The organism is Acetobacterium bakii (assembly GCF_001263355.1).
Lineage (GTDB): Bacteria > Bacillota > Clostridia > Eubacteriales > Eubacteriaceae > Acetobacterium > Acetobacterium bakii.
On the sequence record NZ_LGYO01000045.1, the window covers coordinates 13,724 to 33,951 of the forward strand.

Sequence of the window (20,228 nt, forward strand, 5' to 3'; positions counted from 1 at the left end):
TGAAAACATAAATATTAATCAAGAATATATAGTTGACAACTCAACAATAAAAACTTATAATAAGGTTGACTAGTCAATGATAAAGGAGAATCGTAGTGGAAATTGAAAACATGCATTTTATTATGCTTAACAATAAAATATTTAGAAACAACCAGATTCAGTTGGACAAGGTACTCAAAAAATTTGACTTAACCAGCGGATCGATGCCCTATCTCTTTATTTTGGAAAGAAATGAAGGGGCCAGCCTCCATGAGCTTAGCCGAAAAATCGGCAACGATAAGGCCATGACCACCCGCACCATCAAACGGCTGATCGAACTGGATTATGCTTATAAAGTGGGAAAAGAAGGGGATTGTCGGGCTTATCAATTATTTCTGACCGCAAAAGCGAAAGGCTTACTGCCCCAGATCCATGGAGAAATTCAGAAGATGGTCGATTTAGTCACCGCGGATTTATCCCCGGAAGAGAAGGAAGTTACCTTAGCATCCATGAAGAAAATATTTATGCGAACCTTGCAGCTGAGAGACGAAGAGGAATAATGGAAAAAACATATGAGAAAAATAAATGGCCGATTCTACTGATTGTTGTCATGTCTACCTTTATGGCAACCCTGGACAGCAGTATCGTCAATGTGGCACTGCCGCAGATGGCTCGGACCCTGGATGTAGATACATCTCAAATTCAACTGGTAGTGACCAGTTATTTAATTGTAATTGTGGGGATTATCCTCATTTTTGGGAAACTGGGGGATATGCTGGGTAAGACCAAAATCTTTATTTTCGGAATTGCGCTGTTTACCCTTGGGTCGCTGCTGTGCGGCATTACCAGTGCGTTCCCGGTACTGATCGGCGCCCGGATTGTTCAGGGCGTCGGTGCCGCCGCAACCATGGCTAACAATCAGGGCATTATTACCCAGGTTTTTCCGGCCTCTGAGCGCGGCAAGGCACTGGGTTTAACCGGCACATCGGTGGCCCTGGGTTCACTGGTTGGCCCCGGTCTGGGGGGCATTATTGTCGGTGCTTCCAGTTGGGAGTATATCTTTCTGATCAATGTCCCGGTCGGGATTGTTGTCTTATTCTTTGCCGTAAAGTTGCTGCCGAAAAGCAATAAAAAAGCAGCCGGTAGGCTTGATCTCCTGGGGGCAGCGCTGTTTATGCTCAGTATCGTGCCATTGTTTGTGGCGCTGGGCCAGGTACCAAGTCTGGGCTTTGCCAATCCGTTGATTCTGACCAGCTTTATGGTGTCGATGGTATCATTTATCGCTTTCATACTGGTTGAGCAAAAACGCGAAAACCCGTTGATCCCATTGGATATTTTTAAGAATAAGCTGTTTTCGCTGAGCATATTTTGTGCCTTTATTACCTTTGTCGGGCTCTTTTGCAACAGCATTATTCAGCCGTTCTATCTTCAGGATATCATGGTTTATTCACCGGAGCAGGCGGGTTTGATCATGATGATTTTCCCATTGATTCTAGCGGTGCTGGCACCGGTCAGTGGTCATGTATCCGACAAAATCGGATCCGAAATGTTAACCTTCATCGGTCTGCTGCTCATCAGTCTGGGTTTGTTCCTGATGTCAACTCTCACCGAACAGTCGCCCCTGATGACCATGGTTGTCTTCATTGTCGTCTTATCGGTGGGCATGGGCTTGTTTCAATCCCCTAATAATTCAATGATCATGTCAACCGTGGGAAGACATCAGCTGGGGATTGCCGGGAGCATCAATGCCCTGGTACGAAATATGGGCATGGTTTGTGGGATTGCCTTGGCCACCACCCTGCTGTACGGCAGCATGAGTTCAGATCTGGGCTATCGGGTGACGGATTATGTGGCCGGCCAAAATGCAGCCTTCATCAACGGCATGAGAATCGTCTATATCACAGCAGGGGTGATCTGTCTTTTTGGAGCGGGATTAACCTTGCTGCGACTCATGGGGAAAAAAACACGAACCCTGGATGAAGCCTTGCTTCAAGAAAATAAAATGGGCAACCGTAAGGAATAACTAAGCATAAAAATTGATTGATGGATACAAAATAAGCTTGACAAGCGGGATTGATTCGTTTATGATAAATAAAATATAAAAAAGACGTTGATGAGGAATAGTAGTTGTTGGATGATTTTCAGAGATCTGCTGGTCGGTGTGAAGCAGAAATTAAAAAATGACGAACTCACCTCTAAGTTGCTTGCTGAAATTACGCCGATAAAATAAGGTGAAAGAGTAGGTTAAGACGGAAACCCACCGTTACAAGGGATGGATATCGGTTTTATTAAACCCGTATTGAAGACAAACCGTATAAAATAGAGTGGTATAGCAGATTTTCGTCTGTCTCGTTTGAGACAGGCGTTTTTTTATACAAAAATAGTTTTCATGGGAAGAATAAAGGGTATCGAGAAAGTGCATACAGTTAGCCTGTATGAATAAGAGTGGTACCGCGGAAAGCTCCCTTTTCGTCTCTGGCAGAGATGAAGAGGGAGCTTTTTTTACTCAAAATTCATATAAGGAGAAAGATTATGTCAAGAAAAATTTATGTGTTCGACACAACGTTGAGAGATGGGGAACAGGTACCGGGAGCCAAGCTCAATCTGGCTGAAAAACTGGCTGTCGCCGAGCAGCTTGCAAAAATGAAGGTGGATATGATGGAGGTGGGATTCCCTTCATCTTCCCAGGGCGATTTTGAGGCAGTTCGAGCCATCAGCCGTAAAATTGGCAAGGACGTCTGGATTGCGGCCCTGGGGCGGGCGGTAGAATCCGATATTGACTGCATTTATGAGAGTATTCGGGAAGCCGAAAATCCCCTGATTCATATTGTATTGGGGTCGTCAGAGGTTCATGTATCGAAGAAATTCAGAAAGACCCCCCAACAGGTGATCGATATGGGTGTGGGTGCGGTTAAATATGCCCGCCGCTTGCTGCCCCAGGTCCAGTATTCCCTGGAAGATGCCAGTCGTTCGGAATTTGAGTATCTCTGGCAGACCATTGAGGCAGTGGTAAAAGCTGGTGCCACCATCATTAACGTGCCGGATACTGTCGGTTTTGCCATTCCTGATGAATTCGGGAAATTGATCTATCGGATCAATGATCGGCTCAAAAACCTCGACCCCAAGGTGCTGCTCAGTGTGCATTGCCATAATGACACCGGTTTGGCCACGGCCAATACCCTGGCAGCCGTGAAAAACGGTGCCGATAAGGTGGAATGTACCATTAATGGCATTGGCGAACGAGCCGGGAATACCGCTTTGGAGGAAGTGGTCATGGGGATTTCGCTTCATGAAGCCTATTATGGCGGACACACTACGGTGGATACCCGGCAAATCTATGAAACCTCCCGGATGGTCAGTGCCACCATGGGCTTGGATATTCAGGTGAACAAGGCCATTACCGGGGAAAACGCCTTTGCCCATTCCTCGGGCATCCATCAGGACGGGCTGCTCAAATCAAAGGATGTCTATGAAATTATGGATCCGGAAACCATTGGCGCACCAGCCATGGAAATTGTTCTCACCGCCAGATCCGGCCGGCATGCTTTTATGCACATTACCCGGCAATTGGGTTTTGATATACCCGAGGAATCCATGGGAGAAATCTATCAACAGTTTCTGGCGATGGCGGATGCAAAAAAAGAAATTTACGACAATGACGTGTTGACCCTGCTCAAAAACAGTACAATCCCCAGCAGCGGCAATAACCCGCAACTATGGCAACTGATCAATTATGAGATGACAGTGGCCCGCGGTTTGCCCTCGGCAACGGTGACGCTGGCCAAAGGGGACAAAGAAGTGGTGACGCGGCAAACGGGGTCAGGTGTCATTGATGCCCTCTATGGGGCAATTATGGAAGCCGTCGATGCGCCAATGGAACTCATCGATTACCGGATCAATAGCCTAAGCCGGGGAAAAGGAAGTCTGGGGAAGGTCACCACCCAAATCCGATGTGATGACCAGTTATTCGCGGGGAAGGCCATCGAACAGGATGTGATGCGTGCCAGTGCCCTAGCTCTTATTAATGCCATAAATAAAATGGTGCTGGAACAGGCCTTCGGGTATCAGCAGGAAGCTTTGCATTAACAGATCAGGATAATGCGGGGAAGAATTTTGCGAACAGATAAAGGCCATCAGCGCCGGCAGTCACTTCGTGTTCAATGCCGGCAGGCATAATGGAGAGCGTGCCCGGTTCATAGGGGATGTTCGTTCCAGAATTAATGCATGTTCCGGAACCGCCAATCACTTCATGGGTCTCCAATTGCTTTTCGTGGATATGATTCAGAATGCTTTTATTCGGCGCAATTCTCACAAGATGATAACTGAACAGTCCGTTCGTATCCTGGGCGGTGACAATGTGTTTTAATTCCACCCCTTCAAATGCGGGATGCGGCATCCAGGGAAGACCGCTGAATTCTTTTGTGCAATTCGGAACCGCCAAGACGCCGTTGTTAAAGTTTAGAAAAGTTTCTGATGGGTTCATTTGAAATACCTCGCTTTATTTTAGGATGCACTAATTAATTAGTAAGTGCTTGCTAAAATAAATATATCAGAGCCAGCGCTCAGACGATTGTAAAAAATTGCCCATTAATCCAGGGTTTCCAGTGAATCGATATATTCGGTCGGTGTTATGCCCACTATTTTTTTGAAATATTTAATAAAATGGCTCTGATCATAGAATCCCATTGCCAGTGCAGTTTCGGTAACCGCTGATCCGTTTTGGAGAAGATGCTGGGCTTTTCTGATCCGATTCTGGATCTGAAAACGATGGGGCGACAAACCAATGGTTTTTTTGAATTCCCGGATCAGATAATACTTGCTGACAAATATCTTCTGAGATAAGGCATCCAAGGTTATATCATCTTCTGGCCGGGCTTCGATAAAATTTTTTGTTTCAGAAATGATTTCGGCATAGTCATAATCAGGTTTGCTGTACATATCATACACCAGCTCCAGGGCATCTGAAAAGGCTTCAACCTGGAGATGGGTGAGAACGCCATCGCAAACCAAGCGGCCAGCAAGGTCGCTTAAAAGTGCTTTCCCATCCTTAAAATCATAGGTGTCCAGAAATTCAGTACCAATGCATAAAGTTACAATGGAATAGTGCTCAGAAGTAGGGACGAGGGAATGAACCATATACGGAGGGATAATGAACAAATCATCATCGGTGAATTGATACGCAATGTTTTCTTTATTCAAAACGACGCTGCCTTTAAGGAGCAAGCCAACAGCATAAATTGAAATGTGATTGTGGCGCTCAAAAGAAAGGCTGGAATTGTCTAAAAACGCAAATTCGATTTTATGTTTATCACACTTGTAATATTTCATTGATTCACCCACTGCAATTTATTATAGGAATATTTTTACCTGGCTTTTCCGGAATACTGAGATGATGCAACTGCTGATAGAATACGATTGTTTCAACAATTGTATTCTATCAAAAAAAGGAAGCACAGTGTAATTATAATTCAGAATTTTTCTGGGCTGCTCTGTGAGTTTTATGAATCAGATTTGATAAAATCTGCTGTAGTTTTCACAGCAGCAAAAGCAATATGCAATGCAGCCATAAAAGCAGCGTGGACAACAGCAGCAGGAATAGAGGCGTTTTCCCACACTAAATCTCTGGTGGTACAGGCGTCACTCAATAATTCAATTTCATAGCCCAGTCCCTTTGCCGAACGTACCGTTGTGTCAACACACATATGACTCATCATGCCGCAGATCACTAATTGTTTGATTTCCAATTCCTTCAGGCGCAGCAGCAAATCCGTATTAAAAAAACTATCCGGCGTGTTTTTGATGATTATCTTTTCGCCGGGAAGGGGAGCGACCATTGCGTTGATATGAATACCCTCCGTTCCAGAAATAAAAAAGAATGCATCCTCCCTCGTATTGATATGTTGAACGTGAAAGACGGGAAGAGCTTTATTCCTGAAGAAGTCCAGAGCTTTTTTGGCGTTAAGTGCCGTTTCTTCCGGATGATTAAGCTCAAACCGCCCGCCCTTAAAATAATCGTTTTGCACATCGATTAATATTAATGCTTTGTCCATGTTGAACCTCCTTGTTTTTTACAGTATAATTCATATTTTCCAAGAGGTAAATTACCCACTTTTTTGTGGGTATGGATGAAAGTGAAGTGCGACTATTATTTGGGGTAACAGATTCCCTTCTGATCTAAAATTTCGGTCGGTCGGTGCTCGACCATGTACTCAATGCCAATTTCCTGCATAATTACAACGGCCTTGAGTATGCGTTGGCCCCTTTCGGTCAGGTAATAATCAACATGAAGCGGATAACCCTGAGCATTGATTTTGTCAACAAGGCCAAAATGCCGAAGCTCGTTTAATTGCTGCAACAGCATTTTTTGACTAATCCCTTCAATGCTTTTCTCCAGTTGCGACAGCGATACAGAACCCGATCGCATTTGAAAAATGATGATGGTTTTCCATTTACCTTTGATAATGTCATGGACAATCTCAAGTGGGCAGGTATAGTCGTTGCGGATTTTCATTTAGATCTCCCTTAATCGAAGAATAAAGTTTTTGTCTTATTATCATTTAACATCATTGAGGAACGGTTAAATGTTAATGGCGGCGTCGCTGATATAGCTTTTGTCTTTAATGATTGCAAACATTGATTATTTCGGCTGAATATTTTTCGGCAATTGCATCTGCCATGATTTTTATTTTTGACAAGTCAATGTTTGATGGATTGCCGCAATAGCCCAGCGGTGTAATGCCTTTTGCAATTTCGCCGCCTTTAATCCATTGTTTTAAATCGGCGAAGGTCAGGTTGGTTGGTTTTAAAGCTTTGGCATTCTCAGTATTTACCAGATTTGGGTAGGAAAGTGCCATCCAGCTTGTTTCTGTGGCTCCGGCGTGAATATCGATAACGTTGCTTTCAAGATTGGCTTTATTGGGATCTAATTCGATGTTTACTAAATAAGAAGCGTCTTTATTTAAATCCATTCGCGCAATTAAATTCGTACCGTTCAAATTTTCTATGATATCAGCGTAATGGGATTTCATGATTTAGATTTTTTTAAGTTTGTCAGAAAGCAGGGTTATTTCATTTTCGATACTCGCTTCTTGTGTCCCTAAAAGATGCTTTAAATTGTCAAAAATAGTTAAAGGGGTATCTTGATTGTAAAAGGTGCTGATGTCTTCCAGTGAAATACCCAATTCCAGTAATTGTTTGATTGCGGTTAGTCGAGTAATTTGCGATTTTTTATAAAAACGGTAATTATTATTTTGATTGACCAGTGCCGGTTTTAACAGACCTAATTGATCATAATAACGTAAAGTTTTATGAGAGACTTTACATATTTTAACGAGCTCGCCTATACTCAACAGAGTATCATTGTTCAAGTTCACCACTCCTATTTTTTATTTCTTTAATCAGCATTAAAGCATGACATTAAACGGGCCGGAATACCTATGTGTTGTGCATTAAATGCAAATGTATTATAATCAGGCAAAAGACTTTAAAATAGTTTTAACAAAAGAGAGAAGAGGTGCTGTAAAAATGAGTTTTACCGGTGATCAGCTTTTAAAAATTATTATTCCATTATTGAGCCTAGTGGTGGGAGTTCTGTCTTTCGTTTACCACATGCAATATAAAAAGCGATTGGCAGGGAATGTTATACAGGGAGCGACGGCAAAAAGATTCAAGGATCAGTTTAATATTTTGGGGATTCTTTATATTCTCATCGCCTTGCTGGTAATTCTGGACTCCTATGCGACCATGGGTCCGATGTCGTTGATCATCGTATTTATAGCCGCCGGTGGGGGCATATACAACTTAGTGATTATTAATAAAAAAGAAGTGTTTGACTTATCGGACATTAATTTTTTGAAGTGGAACAGCATTATCTTGCTGTTCATCGCAGTAATTTATCTGATGTCAATATTTTAAGAAATACGTCTGTCAGAGTCAAATCCGATAAAGATGATGTAAACGGCAAGGACAATTTAATTATGGGATACTGGCACTCCGCTATGATTTTTCAATATTCCTGCATATAGGGCATGGGTAATAAAATATTTATTCCGTTTGATCAAGGTTTTCCAAATTAAGAATTGCTAATAATCTTTCGACAACCTCTTTTGGAAAACCTTCGGGCTGATCGGTGTCAAGCAATAACTTAAGGAAGTCCTGCACGTTCTGGCTCTGCGGAAGCATATAGCCTGATTCACGGATAAGATCTTCAGCCATAAGTTGATTTGATATACATAATACCTGGGCAAGTTGTTTCAGAACAGGATTATCTGTATTTTTTTCAATATATGCAGCAATCTGTTCTTGTTTCACCTTACTTTCAGCTAAAGATAACAGTGTTTTCTTAACAGTATCTGTTTTTCTCTGCTGAGCGGGAAATGCCGCAGGAATTAGTGAAATCGCATGGGAGGGGCAAGCATCGATACATATTCGGCATCCGTCCAGACATCTGGAAGCATCAATTTGACCTGTTTCCGTATCAGTTGCTCCTGTTGGACAAACATATAAGCAAAGACAATCTTTTGTGCATAGATTTATATTTCTAATTGCATGCATTTTTTCTACCTCCTTTTGATCTCAGTGATTTTTTCGTTTGGAACTTTACAAACAGGACATATATCAGGAAGTTTATCTCCTATATATACAAAACCGCAAATATCGCATACATAAAGGTGTTTATTTTCAAGTAAGGTATCCTGTTGTTTTTCATATCTGCGAAGAATAGAGTTTAGGATTCTTGTAACTTTTTCTCCCCATACAAGCGCCCTGAGTGCTCCTCTATCTGATGCATCAGCTGCAATAAGATTTGCCTGCACATAGCCTGAAGCCAAATCCCTTTCGCCTAGGGTGCTGATATCCTTTAGTTGACCTGCGCCTGCAATACTACTTTTTGCTTTATAGAATTCAGCCAATTGATTAAATAATTCGGCCTCTTCCAAACGATACTGTTTTGCGCATCCTTTTGAAAGGTTAGAGCATAATGCGCTAACTTCTCCGAAAGACAGCTCACTCATACTGTTCGCTTCATTTTCGACAATACTTAGTTCTGGTGTGGCAGACTTATTATTAATTTTATCTTCCGCAAAGTCAGCTTTTGTCGCACCGCACAGTGGGCAATGCCAGTCCTCCGGAACATCTTCCCATTTTGTTCCCGGTGCAATTCCTCTAGCGGGATCACCAATTGCTTCGTCGTAAACATAACCGCAAATGGAACAGGTGTATTTTCTCAACGAATAACCCTCCTTTATTTCAGTTTGGATTTTAATACAAATCAGATGTAAAACGTGTTAATTGACTATCGGCTTCCGTTGATTGCACCGTCGTGGTTGAGGCTGAGGGTTATGGCAGTAAACTGTTCAGAGCATAAGGCGCTAATAAGTGCAACGATTAAAAGCTAACCAAAAAACCACCAAATTCTTCAAACCTTTTATTACCCTTTCTTGAACGAATAGCATTGATAAACATTATAACAGCTTTCTTCTCTTTAAACAGCTTTTTATTTCTATATTAGAAAGGGTTATGCTCATTGAATATTAATGGTATGCTATCGTTATTTTGGCTGTTTTGAGGGAATATGACGAACGAAACGTTCCCACACCTTCGAAAAAGTTTAGTCTCGGCGGTCTTTGGTAGAATTTAACCAGACTATAACAAAAAATTTATATAAAGGTAACATGGCTATGTTATTGTATCAATGTTAAAGGTTGCTTATTCATAAGTAACCATTTATTTTTTTACAGACTAACAATAGCGTTTAAAAATCTGCTTTGAAAGGAGTTTTTTATGTTTAATCAGTATTTTGGCAATTATCTTTTGGAGAAAAAATTAATCAAACCGGAAGAACTCAAAAAAGTGTTAGCGGAACAGAAATCAGTCAAGGTGAAATTGGGCGTTTTAGCGATGGATTCCGGTTACATGAATGCAATGCAAGTCGACAGTATCCATAAGCTTCAGGCTGCTAAGGATCAAAAATTTGGTGAATTGGCGATAGCAGAGGGGCATCTGACAGAAAATCAGTTGACTGAAATCTTGAATATGCAGAAAAAATCAAATGTTTTATTAGGGCAGGCTCTCATTGAGAAGGGCTTTTTTACCCTTGAGCAATATGAAGCGGTTTTGTCTCAATATAAAGAAGATTCGCAATTGACAAGTGATGAAATTCAAGCCTTAAAAAATAATGATATCACGCAAATTGCGGAGATATTTCTTAAAACATTATCTGGTCAGCAAGCAAGAATACCGCGTGCGTATTTTGAACTCTTTCTCAGGAATATTTTACGCTTTATTGATGATGAGATCCGAATGGAAGCAGCAGTAGCGGTTAATTCCTATCCGTTTGATTATCTGGTTACCCAGGGAACCGCAGGGGAGTATCATTTTTTCAGCGGTTTTGCCGGTTCGGAAACAGTGATGACCCAATTTGCCGCCATCTATGCGGAAGAAGCGCTGGACGGGATGAATGATTTGGCTAAAGATTCGTTGGGAGAATTCCTGAACTGTCATAATGGGCTATTCTTATCCCAGCTTGCCCATAAAGGTATCGAGCTTGATCTGCTGCTGACAGAAGTGAAAGAAGCAGGGATGATAAACCCTGTCGGAACACTGTACGTGATACCGTGTCATTTAAGTTTTGGAAAGATCGATTTTATTTTTGCTGATGCAAATCCTGATTTTATTGAACAAGACGGCCAATAATAAATATAAAAAGCTAAAATCTAAATTATAATAGGAGGTTTTTCTTATGGCTAAAATATTGATTGTGGATGACTCCGCGGTATCCCGAAAGAAATTGAGGACAATTCTGGAAGCGGCCCATCATGAAATTATTGGCGAAGCCAGTGATGGTGCTGTGGGTTGCAGAAAATATGAAGAGTTATCCCCCGATCTGGTTACCATGGATATTACCATGCCAAAGGTTGATGGGATTACGGCCCTAAAGGATATTTTGAAATTTAATCCTTTGGCCAGAGTGGTGATGATTACAGCACTGGGTAAAGGCAGTACCATCCTGGATTCACTGAATGCCGGAGCTAAGAATTATATCACTAAGCCGTTTGCAAATGATCAAGTTATTGATGCGATTGCTGAAGCGTTAGAATAATTGGTAGAGGGAGAGCTTTCCCATGATTGAAACAATTGCCAAACTGGCCCAGGTGGTACCAACTTTTTCCGTCATTGAGAATGGGAGCACAATTCATCAGTACTTTGAACAAAACAAAGAATCGGAAGGGGTCGTCATCATTGATGGCGAAAAACCGGTAGGGATTTTGATGCGGAATGATTTTTATCAGAAAGTAGGCAGCCAATTCGGCTATGCTTTGTATATGAGTCGCGAAGTTACCCTGCTGATGAAATCGGAACTCACCTGTGTGGACAAAAGCTGTGATATGGCTAAACTTGGCTTTATTGCCATGAGTAGAAACCAAGCCAGTATTTATGACTTTATCGTGATTCTGGAAAACGAAATCTATGCCGGCGTTGTCAACATCAGAGAGTTTCTGATTGAAATGTCTAAAACCAAGGAACGGGAAATAGAACTTTTGAATGCCCAACAGCGCATCTTGAAACAGACGAATGAAGCCGAAAAACGACATCGCGTTGAGATTGAGCAAAAAAATGCGGCCATCAAGAATCTTTTGGATCATGCTGGACAGGGCTTTCTTTTCTTTGGCAGCGATTTGATCATTTCAGCAGAATACAGCCGGGAATGCGATAATATTTTTGGTTTTTCAATTGGCAATCAGCATTTTTTAGAAGTTATAAAAAATTTTACTGACAATGACGGTATCAGTATGATGCAGAATGTCTTTGAAAATGTATTCCACAATGGCAATAAAATACAAAACAAGGTATACCTGTCTGTTTTACCAACAGAAATTAAAATTTTAGATCAGTATATTCAAACCGAATATAAAGTCATTCTCCATCAGACGGGAAAATCAATTATGATGATACTGACTGATATTACCCAAAAAAGAGCGCTGGAGCTGAAAAATGCTGAGGAAAAGAATAATATCAAGTTGATTGTTCGGGCCATCAGCAGTAAAAGCGAAATCACTCAGGCTATCGAGGAATTGCATGGGTTTATTGAAAAAGACGTGTTACCACTGCTGGATAATAACCAGAGTCCCCAATTAATTCTGCAGTATGTTTTTCGGATTGTTCATACCATGAAGGGCGATTTTGCTCTTAACGCTCTTCATCAAACATCGGCAGCCTTACATCGGTTGGAAGACACTTTAAGTGAGATGCAAAACCGGATTGAAACCATCACCAACGATGAAATTCGGGAGTTTATTGAGCAGCTTGATTGCGACAAACTGTTGGAAACGGATATCGAAATTATCACCGAGGCTCTGGGGACTCGGTATTTTGAAAACGAAGATCGGATTACGGTTAGTCGGCAACGGGTTGCTGAAATAGAAAATAAAATTGCGGCGGTGTTCCAAAAGGAAGAGCAAGCGGCTATTCTTAAACTGTTTCATAGTCTTTTCTACATTAATGCAAAAGATATGATTAAGGATTATAACGATTATGTGAAGACACTGGCAGACCGTTTTGGTAAAAATATCGGCGATATCATCATTAGCGGAGATGATGTTTTTATGGACAGCGGTCGCTATTCGCCTTTTATGAAATCGCTGGTTCATGTGTTTCGTAATATGACCGATCATGGGATTGAAGACCCGGATGAGCGAGCCTGCTCCGAAAAATCGGAATACGGGGAAATTACCTGTGAGCTGAAAAATGAAGGCGACCAATTCGTAATCTGCCTGGCTGATGACGGCGGTGGCATCGATCTGGATGTTATCCGGAAAAAAGCGCTGGAAAAGCAAATCTATGCGGCCGCAGAGCTTGAGCAACTAACCCGGGAACAAATCCTCGCCACGATTTTTCTGGACGACTTTTCCACAAAGAATAGCGTCGATTTGTATTCCGGCAGGGGGGTGGGCCTGGCCGCAGTTCATTCGGAAATCAGTAAAATCGGCGGAAAAATAATGATCGACACGGAGCTGGGTCAGTATACGCGTTTCACCTTTATTGTTCCATATGAGCAACAGTAAATTCGCAAGTGAATCATAGCTATAAAACAACGGAGGAGGATCATTTATGAAGTTAAGCAAAGAAGAAATTTCGTGGATTTTGGTCGATTGTGGGAATTCAGCTTATTCAATGGCAGTGACGACAGCCTTACTTCCCATCGTATTTGGGATGTTTGACAATGTTCAAAGCAGCATGGACCTGGGGTATTTTAATTCAATGGCAAGCATATTAATTGCTATATTAAGTCCTATTTTGGGTACAATTGCAGATTATAAGGACAAGAAGAAACGGTTTTTTGTGTTCTTTACGTTGCTTGGGGTTTTTGCAACGGCCGCGCTTGCCTTGGTGTCGCCTTCAAGTGGACAGTGGCAGCTGTTGATTTTTTTCTTTATTTTGTCAGCCATTGGTTTTTCCGGAGCGAATATCTTCTATGATGCCTTTATCGTGGACGTCACAAGTAATGAACGGATGGATAAGGTTTCTTCCATGGGCTTTGCGTTTGGCTATATCGCCAGTGTCATTCCTTTCGGTATTAGTCTGGGGTTGATTTTTCTGATGGGTATGGACGAAGCCATTGGATACCAGATCGGGTTCATTGTCACCGCACTTTGGTGGGGGCTCTTTACCATTCCGATGATAAGGGATGCGAAGCAGCGGTATTATATTGAACCCGAACCCAAGCCGGTGATTAACAGTTTTAAACGGCTGGCGAATACATTTAAGCATATCAGAAGTCATAAAACGGTTTTTGTCTTTTTAGCGGCATACTTTTTCTACATCGATGGGGTGGATACCATCATTAAAATGGTGGTACCCTATGCCACCGAAATCCTGGGGAAGGATTCGCTGGATACCGTCACTTTACTTGGAATCCTGTTGATTATACAAATTATTGCATTCCCCTGTGCGCTCATTTATGGTAACCTGGCCAAAAGGTTTTCAACCAGAACCATGATCATGGTGGCTATTGTGACCTATATCACGGCCTGCATAGCGGCATTTTTCATCACTTCGATCGGGCATGTTTTTATTCTCGGGGCGATGATCGGTTCTGCGCAGGGAGGCATTCAGGCCTTGAGCAGATCTTATTATGCCAAGATTGTTCCCAAGGAAAAGTCGAATGAATTTTTCGGCTTCTATAATATTTTTGGTAAATTTTCAGCAATTGTGGGACCGACGATCATGGCAGTGACAACGACGCTTACCGGCAATGCCAGATTAAGTATATTGGGGATTATCCCTTTGTTTGTTATTGGATTTATTATTTTTATAGCATTGCCCGGGGATCAGGGGCAAAGTTCTGAAGTTATGGAGTGTATTTAAGAATGGGCCCAAAAAAATCAAATTATTTAGTGGTAGTCTCTTATGATGCTTTTTCAAAAGACAATTGGGAAATGGCAAGCAGGCTGCCCAATTTATCAAAACTCATCAAAAATGGTGCTTACAGCACCCAATTAACAAGTGTATATCCGACCCTGACCTATGTTGTTCATACGACCATGGTAACCGGAGTCTATCCGGATAAACACGGAATCTATCATAATAATCCTTTTCAGCCGTTTGAAAAGGAAGCGGAGCAGCGTTGGTTTTGGTATAAAAAAGAGATCAAGGTACCGGCGATTTACGATTGCTTAAAAAAGCATCATCTGAAATCGGCCGGAATCCTTTGGCCGGTAACGGGTCGGACGGCCATTAATTATAATCTGCCGGAGATCAGAGCCATTAAGAAGGAAAGCCAGGTTCTGAAAATTTTAAGAAACGGCAGTCCTCTTTATTGCCTGAGCCTGGAAAAGAAATTCGGACGCTTTCGAAAGGGTTTCAAACAGCCATATCTGGATAATTTTACAACCATGTGCGCGGTGGAGACGATCATAAAAAAGAAACCGAATCTGCTGTTAATGCACTTAATTGACCTGGATGATGCGAAGCATCAGCATGGTATTGACAGTCCGGCAGTTAAAAAAGCCATAATTCGTATGGATAAACGGTTGGGTGATGTCATTCAGGCCGTCGAAAAAGCCGGGATTAAAGAGGATACGACCTTTCTGGTTCTGGGGGATCACGGTCAGATTAATGTCCGCTATAAGGTAAAGCTCAATGCGTTATTAAAAGAAAAGGGCCTTATATTTGAAGAAAACGGAAAAATGCAATGGCGGGCCTATATCCAGGGCGCCGGGGGCGCAGCTTATCTGCATTTGCGGGAAAATGACAGCGAAGCCGAGAAAATGGCAGTGGCGATTCTAAATCAAGCCATCAGAAAGGACTGTTATGGGATTCAAAGGCTGTATAATCGAAAGGAATTGGATCGGTATCATGCGGACCGCTCCGTTGCTTACATGCTGGAAGCGAAGATCGGCTACTGTTTTGATGATGATTTAGATGGGCCGGTTGTTGACATTCTAAAAACATCAAAAGACGGTCAGGCGACTCATGGCTATTTGCCGGACAAGCCGGATAAATCGGATTATCGATGCGTTTTTGTGGCCTCCGGTGCCGGGATAAAAAGTAATTACCAGCTCGGTGACATCGAAATGGTCGATATTGCGCCGACAATGGCAATGATTTTGGGGATTGATTTTTATAATGGCGATGGCCGGCCATTAAAAGAAATTTTTCAGGACGAAACATCCTGATATCATATCAGTATCCGGTAAATTTCTCGATGAAATCCGGGGCCAAAAGCTCGGTCCATGGCAATATTTGGGGCAACAGCAGTTGCTGCCATTTGGGGATTCTTTATATTCTCATCGCCTTGCTGGTAATTCTGGACGCCTATGCGACCATGGGTCCCATGTCACTGACTATTGTAGTAATAGTCGCCGGTGGGGGCGTATACAATTTAATGCTGATTAATAAAAAAGATGTGTTTGAGTTATCGGATATTAATTTTCTGAAGTGGAACAGTATCATATTACTGATCATCGCAGTTATTTATCTGATGTCCATACGATAAGAAATAGGCCTGTCGGAATTAAAAGCCTATTTGACGTGTTAGTAACTCTCATTAACAAGCACTTCTGATTTATTGATGGGATGAGGTTCGATCGCTTGCGTTGTCTTCTTGATGAAAAATGACAGCATCAGACCAATCAATCCGAAAATAATAACAGCCAGATAGGCATCATTCATTCCTGCGATCGAAGCTTGTGAGAGTATCTGTAACTGATCGGATATCAGACCGGTAGATGCCAGTTCAACAGCATGTAATTGTGCTTGTTTGGTTAAGATGGTCACTAAAAGTGCCGTACCAATAGCTCCAGACACTTGTTTGACGGTATTGGAAATTGCGGTGCCGTGTGTGTGGAGGGCAGGCGGAAGCTGGTTAAGTCCGGCGGTAGTTATCGGCATCAGAAATAAAGCCATTCCGAATCGTCTGCCGGTAGAAAGAAGCAATAAATAGGTGAAAGTTGTCGAATCGGTTAGTGAGGTAAAGCCGAAAGTAGTGACAATCGTAATAGTAATACCGATAATAGACAGCCATTTTGCGCCAAATCGATCAAAGAGCCGCCCCGATATAGGCATCATTAAACCCATTAGTAATGCGCCGGGAAGCATCAGCATACCGGCTTCAAATGCAGAATAATGTCTCATGTTTTGCAGATAGATCGGTAGCAGCATCATATCGCCATACATAACAATCGTAACCGCAACATTAATAATAGTTGTCAGTGTAAACATGTTATATTTAAACGTCCGCAGCTCCAGTAGAGGATTAGTGCTTTTTAACTGAGTGATTGAAAACACAACCAGGGATATTACGCCCATAGTCAGGGTAATAATCACCTCAATATTTGACCATCCAGTCGCACCTGCTCTGCTGAACCCATATAATAAAGTGCCAAAGCCAATTGTGGATAAGATAACGCCGCCAACATTTAACTTGGGATGGGATCGTTGTCCGACATTTTTTAAATAGAAAAAGGCAAGGATAATGACCAGTGCAGCAAACGGAATAATGCCATAGAAAAGGGCGCGCCAATTAAAATGATCAAGCATGTAACCAGCATAGGTGGGACCGATTGCTGGTGCTAAAATAATGGCGACACCGATTAACCCCATTGCGCCGCCTCGTTTCTCTTCTGGGAAAATATCAAGCACAACGTTCATTAATAATGGCATAATGATGCCTGCACCTGCCGCTTGAACAAGACGACCGATGAGCAGAACATCAAACCCGGGAGCCACCCCGGAAATAATTGAGCCGACAAGAAAGGTACTCATTGCCGAAAGAAATAATTCACGAGTTGTAAACCGACGCATCAGATAGGCGGTTACCGGAATAAATACGCCATTTACGAGCATATATCCTGTCGTCAACCATTGTGCTGTTGTTGTTGCAATATTAAAGTCGGTAATTAATTTAGGAATGGCGACACTCATGATGGTTTGATTCAATACGGCAATAAATGCACCTAGTATCATGATGAACAGTAGTGGTCCTTTTTTGATTGTTGATGAAGCTAAATCTTGGTTCATATTTTAATCCTTTCGTTTATCGGTTTTTCAAGAAAGCCTTTTTCCTTAAGTAAGTTTTCGGTAATAGTCCATAACAGCGCTTGCAGGGCATGATCCCCACCCGGATCAATCGGAGTAATGGGATCTCCGGTAACGACCTTGAAGTAACCTCCGGTGACACCGTGATACCTTGGATCGGTCGCTAAACGAACAATAATATCAGCGCCTTTTTGCGGGTCCCCAATATGCAGGGCTTTTAAAATTCGGGAAAGCACCGAAGAAAATCCCAATTCGCGGCCGAGACCAGTCGCATTAAATCCAGGATCAAGAGCGTTGACTGTGACGCCAGTTCCCAGCAACTGACGACCAAGCTCCGCGGTAAACATAATATCAAGAAGTTTGGTCTTCCCGTAAATCAGAGAAGAACCTCTGGCGGTAAATTCGGAAGTATCTGTTAAATCTTTAGGGAGACTGAGGTTACCGTGGTTGCGCGAAGCTTCAGAGGCAATGTTGACGATCCGCGCATTTTTTGAGTGCTTTAGTGAGGGTAGCAGTAGCTGCGTTAATAACCATGGCGCAAAATAGTTGACAGCCATCATCTCAGATAAACCATCATTGGTTATGCGTTGTTCAAAGCCATGGAGACCGGCATTATTTACCAAGATATCTATTTTAGGATAGTCCGTCTGAATTTCATTTCCGATGCGGTTAACATCATCCATTCGGGAAAGATCACCATAATAGAAAGCTGTTTTAACATTTGGGGAACCCACCCGGATCATTTTTTCAGTTTCTTCAGCGCGTTTTTCACTTCTGGCGGTTAATACCAGTTGCATTCCACGTTTGGCTAATTCAATTGCTGTCAATTGTCCAAGACCACTGGTTCCACCAGTAATTACTACAATCGGTTGTGTTGACATCGTTTCTCCTTAAATTTAGAGTTGCGTTAAGCGTTATGTTTTTCATTGCTTGACGTTTAAAGCAATCTGACATATACTTGACATATATCAAGTATATAAATATATTTGATATATGTCAAGTAAAATTTTTGAGAGGTAAAGAATGGTAAATCAAATAAAAAACCAAAATCCTGAACGTCTTCAACTTGAGCTGAATCTCGGCGATCAATTGAATGCTTTATTAAGTGCATCACATGCACTCAATGTCAGAACGGCAGCAATCTTTGATGCAACCCTACAACCGGCAGCCTTTTTAATCGTGCGCTGGCTTCTGGCTAATGGGCCGGCAACTGCGACCACTATAGCTGAAGCCACGGCAATGGATCGAAGCTCAGTGAGTCGCCTGGTTAGCCAGCTTAAAAAATTAGGATATGTTCAAAGTGAAACCAACCCGGAAGACCGTCGGGGGGCATTATTAGCATTAACTGAGCTAGGACGAGGAAAAGCGACGACGGCGATAAAAGAAAAAGAAGAAGAGTTCTATAAACGCACTTCAAAATGGGAAAACACTGATCTTGAAGCATTTATTGAAATACTCAAGTGTTTTAATGGTTACGACACTAAAGCCTGTGAATAAGCCCGAAATGTAATTCGATATCAAGTTATTTTAAACAAAATCACGATTATTATTTGAGGTATCCATTCATCAATTGGAAAAGGATGAAGGAATATTTGATGTACTGATGAATGAAGTAAGGCAGTGCGAGGTAGTTCTATGGGCATTCCCGCTCTATTTTATGCTCGTCCATAAATTACGCGTATTAAATAAAGCTCATGATTGCTTCGATAAAAGTTCTTGCGATTAAGAATGTTGTAAGGCTTCTTTTGATTTTATATTTCGACCAAAATAATCTTAGCCCTTCTTTTTCTGTCACAATTGATGAATTTAAATTAAAAAAGTGGTAGAATAAAAGAAAAACAAGGAGGCCAAAGAGGGCTTCTTATCGCAAAGAGTTGCATTTTAATTTGCCCACACGAAGCGGGTACTGGTTAAAATAATTGGAGAGTAAGTAATTTGGAGGAATGAAAATGATCAAGAAAAGAGAATTAATCAATTGGCTGGGTTTACTTGGGGTCGCAAGTTTTCTATCCTACCTGATTGCTGTTTTGTTTGCGCCCCTGGCTTACCCAGGCTATAATTGGCTCAGTCAGGCAGTGAGTGATCTGAGTGCCTATGATGCGCCATCCCGGGAATTGTGGGGGCAGCTTAGCAGTGTATACGGAACCTGTGGTATTGTTGCAGTCACCATTGCCTGCGTTTATGTTCAGAACCGTTTAAACAGAACTCTGCGTGTCGGGATTTATCTTTTTGCAATCATGAATTGGGTATCTAACATTGGCTATTCGATGTTTCCCCTTACCACCAGTGGCTATGCGGGTACATTTCAAGATATAATGCACATCGCTGTGACGGCCGCGGTTGTGCTTTTGAGCATCGCATCACTTGTTACCATCATGGTAGGGGGATATCGACAGAAAAAATATCGGTCTATGGCAATATTTGCAACCATCTGTCTGCTAAGTATGTTAATGGGAGCAATCGGAACGGGATTAATGCCACCTGAATATTTTGGCGTCACGGAAAGGTTTAGCGTATTTGCAGCAACGGCGTTTACTGCTATTTTGGGATTGTATGTTTTTTTCGGCATCGATTATATAGAAAATAAAAGTTGAGTCGTCTGACAAGGTGATTTATTATTGTTGAAAACATTTCCTTATCATCAATGGTGGAACCTCATATTTCAAAACAAGCGGATAAATAACTATTATAACTTTAAATGGCGATGATTTTAT

At 41.9% G+C, this 20,228-nt stretch carries 22 protein-coding genes and 1 other annotated feature; of the genes, 12 read left to right on the plus strand and 10 right to left on the minus strand.

Annotation, left to right across the window (positions count from 1 at the left end):
* The first annotated feature begins 95 nt into the window (after nucleotides 1-95).
* The 3 genes from AKG39_RS16060 (at nucleotide 96) to AKG39_RS16070 (ending at nucleotide 4,065) form a co-directional block, all read left to right on the plus strand.
* Nucleotides 96-539 carry a MarR family winged helix-turn-helix transcriptional regulator gene (locus AKG39_RS16060; RefSeq protein ID WP_083439617.1) on the plus strand — a complete coding sequence of 148 codons (444 nt, stop codon included), beginning with the start codon at nucleotides 96-98 and terminating at the stop codon, nucleotides 537-539.
* Complete coding sequence (locus tag AKG39_RS16065; RefSeq protein ID WP_050741428.1) at nucleotides 539-2,002, plus strand: MFS transporter; 1,464 nt, start codon at nucleotides 539-541, stop codon at nucleotides 2,000-2,002. The genes AKG39_RS16060 and AKG39_RS16065 overlap by 1 nt, the downstream gene beginning before the upstream one ends.
* Nucleotides 2,003-2,080: 78 nt before the next feature.
* Nucleotides 2,081-2,459, plus strand: a binding site (T-box leader).
* A gap of 52 nt (nucleotides 2,460-2,511) precedes the next feature.
* Nucleotides 2,512-4,065, plus strand: a complete 1,554-nt coding sequence (locus tag AKG39_RS16070) for a 2-isopropylmalate synthase (protein WP_050741429.1) — start codon at nucleotides 2,512-2,514, stop codon at nucleotides 4,063-4,065.
* Between the two features lie 4 nt (nucleotides 4,066-4,069).
* Here AKG39_RS16070 and AKG39_RS16075 read toward each other — a convergent pair whose 3' ends face one another.
* From AKG39_RS16075 to AKG39_RS16100, 6 genes are all read right to left on the minus strand, one after another.
* The gene (locus tag AKG39_RS16075) at nucleotides 4,070-4,462 is read right to left on the minus strand and encodes a cupin domain-containing protein (RefSeq protein WP_050741430.1); all 393 of its coding nucleotides are present in this window, start codon (nucleotides 4,460-4,462) and stop codon (nucleotides 4,070-4,072) included.
* 104 nt (nucleotides 4,463-4,566) lie between these two features.
* Entirely contained in the window at nucleotides 4,567-5,307 is a 741-nt protein-coding gene (locus AKG39_RS16080) for a helix-turn-helix domain-containing protein (protein ID WP_050741431.1), read from the minus strand.
* Between the two features lie 170 nt (nucleotides 5,308-5,477).
* Complete coding sequence (locus tag AKG39_RS16085) at nucleotides 5,478-6,029, minus strand: cysteine hydrolase family protein (protein WP_050741432.1); 552 nt, start codon at nucleotides 6,027-6,029, stop codon at nucleotides 5,478-5,480.
* A gap of 95 nt (nucleotides 6,030-6,124) precedes the next feature.
* On the minus strand, nucleotides 6,125-6,490 hold the full coding sequence (locus AKG39_RS16090) for a winged helix-turn-helix transcriptional regulator (RefSeq protein ID WP_050741433.1): 366 nt from the start codon (nucleotides 6,488-6,490) through the stop codon (nucleotides 6,125-6,127).
* Between the two features lie 106 nt (nucleotides 6,491-6,596).
* Nucleotides 6,597-6,947, minus strand: a complete 351-nt coding sequence (locus AKG39_RS16095; RefSeq protein ID WP_242852640.1) for a creatininase family protein — start codon at nucleotides 6,945-6,947, stop codon at nucleotides 6,597-6,599.
* A gap of 63 nt (nucleotides 6,948-7,010) precedes the next feature.
* A complete protein-coding gene (locus tag AKG39_RS16100) occupies nucleotides 7,011-7,346 on the minus strand; it encodes a MerR family transcriptional regulator (protein ID WP_050741434.1) in 336 nt (111 codons plus the stop codon).
* An 85-nt stretch (nucleotides 7,347-7,431) separates the two neighbouring features.
* Here AKG39_RS16100 and AKG39_RS16105 point away from each other — a divergent pair, with 85 nt between their 5' ends.
* Complete coding sequence (locus tag AKG39_RS16105; RefSeq protein ID WP_152912179.1) at nucleotides 7,432-7,893, plus strand: hypothetical protein; 462 nt, start codon at nucleotides 7,432-7,434, stop codon at nucleotides 7,891-7,893.
* A 129-nt stretch (nucleotides 7,894-8,022) separates the two neighbouring features.
* Here AKG39_RS16105 and AKG39_RS16110 read toward each other — a convergent pair whose 3' ends face one another.
* Nucleotides 8,023-8,532, minus strand: a complete 510-nt coding sequence (locus tag AKG39_RS16110; RefSeq protein WP_050741436.1) for a 4Fe-4S dicluster domain-containing protein — start codon at nucleotides 8,530-8,532, stop codon at nucleotides 8,023-8,025.
* 5 nt (nucleotides 8,533-8,537) lie between these two features.
* The gene (locus AKG39_RS16115; protein ID WP_050741437.1) at nucleotides 8,538-9,206 is read right to left on the minus strand and encodes a rubredoxin; all 669 of its coding nucleotides are present in this window, start codon (nucleotides 9,204-9,206) and stop codon (nucleotides 8,538-8,540) included.
* Nucleotides 9,207-9,759: 553 nt separating this feature from the next.
* On the opposite strand from AKG39_RS16115, the gene AKG39_RS16120 reads away from it, so the two are divergent.
* The 6 genes from AKG39_RS16120 to AKG39_RS16145 are packed head-to-tail and all read left to right on the plus strand — an operon-like array spanning nucleotide 9,760 to nucleotide 15,973.
* Nucleotides 9,760-10,671 (plus strand): cyclic di-GMP-binding domain-containing protein, MshE-related, encoded by a 912-nt coding sequence (locus tag AKG39_RS16120; RefSeq protein ID WP_050741438.1) that lies wholly within the window; start codon nucleotides 9,760-9,762, stop codon nucleotides 10,669-10,671.
* 46 nt (nucleotides 10,672-10,717) lie between these two features.
* Nucleotides 10,718-11,077: a response regulator gene (locus AKG39_RS16125; protein WP_050741439.1), complete on the plus strand. Its 360-nt coding sequence runs from the start codon at nucleotides 10,718-10,720 to the stop codon at nucleotides 11,075-11,077.
* Between the two features lie 22 nt (nucleotides 11,078-11,099).
* On the plus strand, nucleotides 11,100-13,040 hold the full coding sequence (locus tag AKG39_RS16130; RefSeq protein ID WP_050741440.1) for an ATP-binding protein: 1,941 nt from the start codon (nucleotides 11,100-11,102) through the stop codon (nucleotides 13,038-13,040).
* Between the two features lie 46 nt (nucleotides 13,041-13,086).
* Nucleotides 13,087-14,343 carry an MFS transporter gene (locus tag AKG39_RS16135; protein ID WP_050741441.1) on the plus strand — a complete coding sequence of 419 codons (1,257 nt, stop codon included), beginning with the start codon at nucleotides 13,087-13,089 and terminating at the stop codon, nucleotides 14,341-14,343.
* A gap of 2 nt (nucleotides 14,344-14,345) precedes the next feature.
* Nucleotides 14,346-15,653: an alkaline phosphatase family protein gene (locus AKG39_RS16140; RefSeq protein WP_050741442.1), complete on the plus strand. Its 1,308-nt coding sequence runs from the start codon at nucleotides 14,346-14,348 to the stop codon at nucleotides 15,651-15,653.
* Nucleotides 15,654-15,682: 29 nt separating this feature from the next.
* The gene (locus tag AKG39_RS16145; protein ID WP_050741443.1) at nucleotides 15,683-15,973 is read left to right on the plus strand and encodes a hypothetical protein; all 291 of its coding nucleotides are present in this window, start codon (nucleotides 15,683-15,685) and stop codon (nucleotides 15,971-15,973) included.
* A gap of 38 nt (nucleotides 15,974-16,011) precedes the next feature.
* On the opposite strand, the gene AKG39_RS16150 is transcribed toward AKG39_RS16145, so the two are convergent.
* Nucleotides 16,012-17,496 carry a DHA2 family efflux MFS transporter permease subunit gene (locus AKG39_RS16150; protein ID WP_050741444.1) on the minus strand — a complete coding sequence of 495 codons (1,485 nt, stop codon included), beginning with the start codon at nucleotides 17,494-17,496 and terminating at the stop codon, nucleotides 16,012-16,014.
* Nucleotides 17,493-18,395 carry an SDR family NAD(P)-dependent oxidoreductase gene (locus tag AKG39_RS16155; RefSeq protein ID WP_050741445.1) on the minus strand — a complete coding sequence of 301 codons (903 nt, stop codon included), beginning with the start codon at nucleotides 18,393-18,395 and terminating at the stop codon, nucleotides 17,493-17,495. Before AKG39_RS16155 ends, AKG39_RS16150 begins: the two co-directional genes overlap by 4 nt.
* Nucleotides 18,396-18,537: 142 nt before the next feature.
* On the opposite strand from AKG39_RS16155, the gene AKG39_RS16160 reads away from it, so the two are divergent.
* Together AKG39_RS16160 and AKG39_RS16165 are read left to right on the plus strand one after the other, a co-directional pair.
* On the plus strand, nucleotides 18,538-19,011 hold the full coding sequence (locus AKG39_RS16160; RefSeq protein ID WP_050741446.1) for a MarR family winged helix-turn-helix transcriptional regulator: 474 nt from the start codon (nucleotides 18,538-18,540) through the stop codon (nucleotides 19,009-19,011).
* Nucleotides 19,012-19,463: 452 nt separating this feature from the next.
* Nucleotides 19,464-20,108 carry a DUF998 domain-containing protein gene (locus tag AKG39_RS16165; RefSeq protein WP_050741447.1) on the plus strand — a complete coding sequence of 215 codons (645 nt, stop codon included), beginning with the start codon at nucleotides 19,464-19,466 and terminating at the stop codon, nucleotides 20,106-20,108.
* Nucleotides 20,109-20,228: the final 120 nt, after the last annotated feature.

Excerpts from the sequence above, each read along its gene's own strand:
- AKG39_RS16065 (WP_050741428.1), top strand. The coding sequence starts at position 539 with ATGGAAAAAACATATGAGAAAAATAAATGGCCGATTCTACTGATTGTT.
- AKG39_RS16070 (WP_050741429.1), top strand. The coding sequence starts at position 2,512 with ATGTCAAGAAAAATTTATGTGTTCGACACAACGTTGAGAGATGGGGAA.
- AKG39_RS16075 (WP_050741430.1), bottom strand. The coding sequence starts at position 4,462 with ATGAACCCATCAGAAACTTTTCTAAACTTTAACAACGGCGTCTTGGCG.
- AKG39_RS16080 (WP_050741431.1), bottom strand. The coding sequence starts at position 5,307 with ATGAAATATTACAAGTGTGATAAACATAAAATCGAATTTGCGTTTTTA.
- AKG39_RS16085 (WP_050741432.1), bottom strand. The coding sequence starts at position 6,029 with ATGGACAAAGCATTAATATTAATCGATGTGCAAAACGATTATTTTAAG.
- AKG39_RS16090 (WP_050741433.1), bottom strand. The coding sequence starts at position 6,490 with ATGAAAATCCGCAACGACTATACCTGCCCACTTGAGATTGTCCATGAC.
- AKG39_RS16095 (WP_242852640.1), bottom strand. The coding sequence starts at position 6,947 with ATGGATTTAAATAAAGACGCTTCTTATTTAGTAAACATCGAATTAGAT.
- AKG39_RS16105 (WP_152912179.1), top strand. The coding sequence starts at position 7,432 with ATGCAAATGTATTATAATCAGGCAAAAGACTTTAAAATAGTTTTAACA.
- AKG39_RS16110 (WP_050741436.1), bottom strand. The coding sequence starts at position 8,532 with ATGCATGCAATTAGAAATATAAATCTATGCACAAAAGATTGTCTTTGC.
- AKG39_RS16120 (WP_050741438.1), top strand. The coding sequence starts at position 9,760 with ATGTTTAATCAGTATTTTGGCAATTATCTTTTGGAGAAAAAATTAATC.
- AKG39_RS16125 (WP_050741439.1), top strand. The coding sequence starts at position 10,718 with ATGGCTAAAATATTGATTGTGGATGACTCCGCGGTATCCCGAAAGAAA.
- AKG39_RS16130 (WP_050741440.1), top strand. The coding sequence starts at position 11,100 with ATGATTGAAACAATTGCCAAACTGGCCCAGGTGGTACCAACTTTTTCC.
- AKG39_RS16135 (WP_050741441.1), top strand. The coding sequence starts at position 13,087 with ATGAAGTTAAGCAAAGAAGAAATTTCGTGGATTTTGGTCGATTGTGGG.
- AKG39_RS16140 (WP_050741442.1), top strand. The coding sequence starts at position 14,346 with ATGGGCCCAAAAAAATCAAATTATTTAGTGGTAGTCTCTTATGATGCT.
- AKG39_RS16145 (WP_050741443.1), top strand. The coding sequence starts at position 15,683 with ATGAAATCCGGGGCCAAAAGCTCGGTCCATGGCAATATTTGGGGCAAC.
- AKG39_RS16150 (WP_050741444.1), bottom strand. The coding sequence starts at position 17,496 with ATGAACCAAGATTTAGCTTCATCAACAATCAAAAAAGGACCACTACTG.
- AKG39_RS16155 (WP_050741445.1), bottom strand. The coding sequence starts at position 18,395 with ATGTCAACACAACCGATTGTAGTAATTACTGGTGGAACCAGTGGTCTT.
- AKG39_RS16160 (WP_050741446.1), top strand. The coding sequence starts at position 18,538 with ATGGTAAATCAAATAAAAAACCAAAATCCTGAACGTCTTCAACTTGAG.
- AKG39_RS16165 (WP_050741447.1), top strand. The coding sequence starts at position 19,464 with ATGATCAAGAAAAGAGAATTAATCAATTGGCTGGGTTTACTTGGGGTC.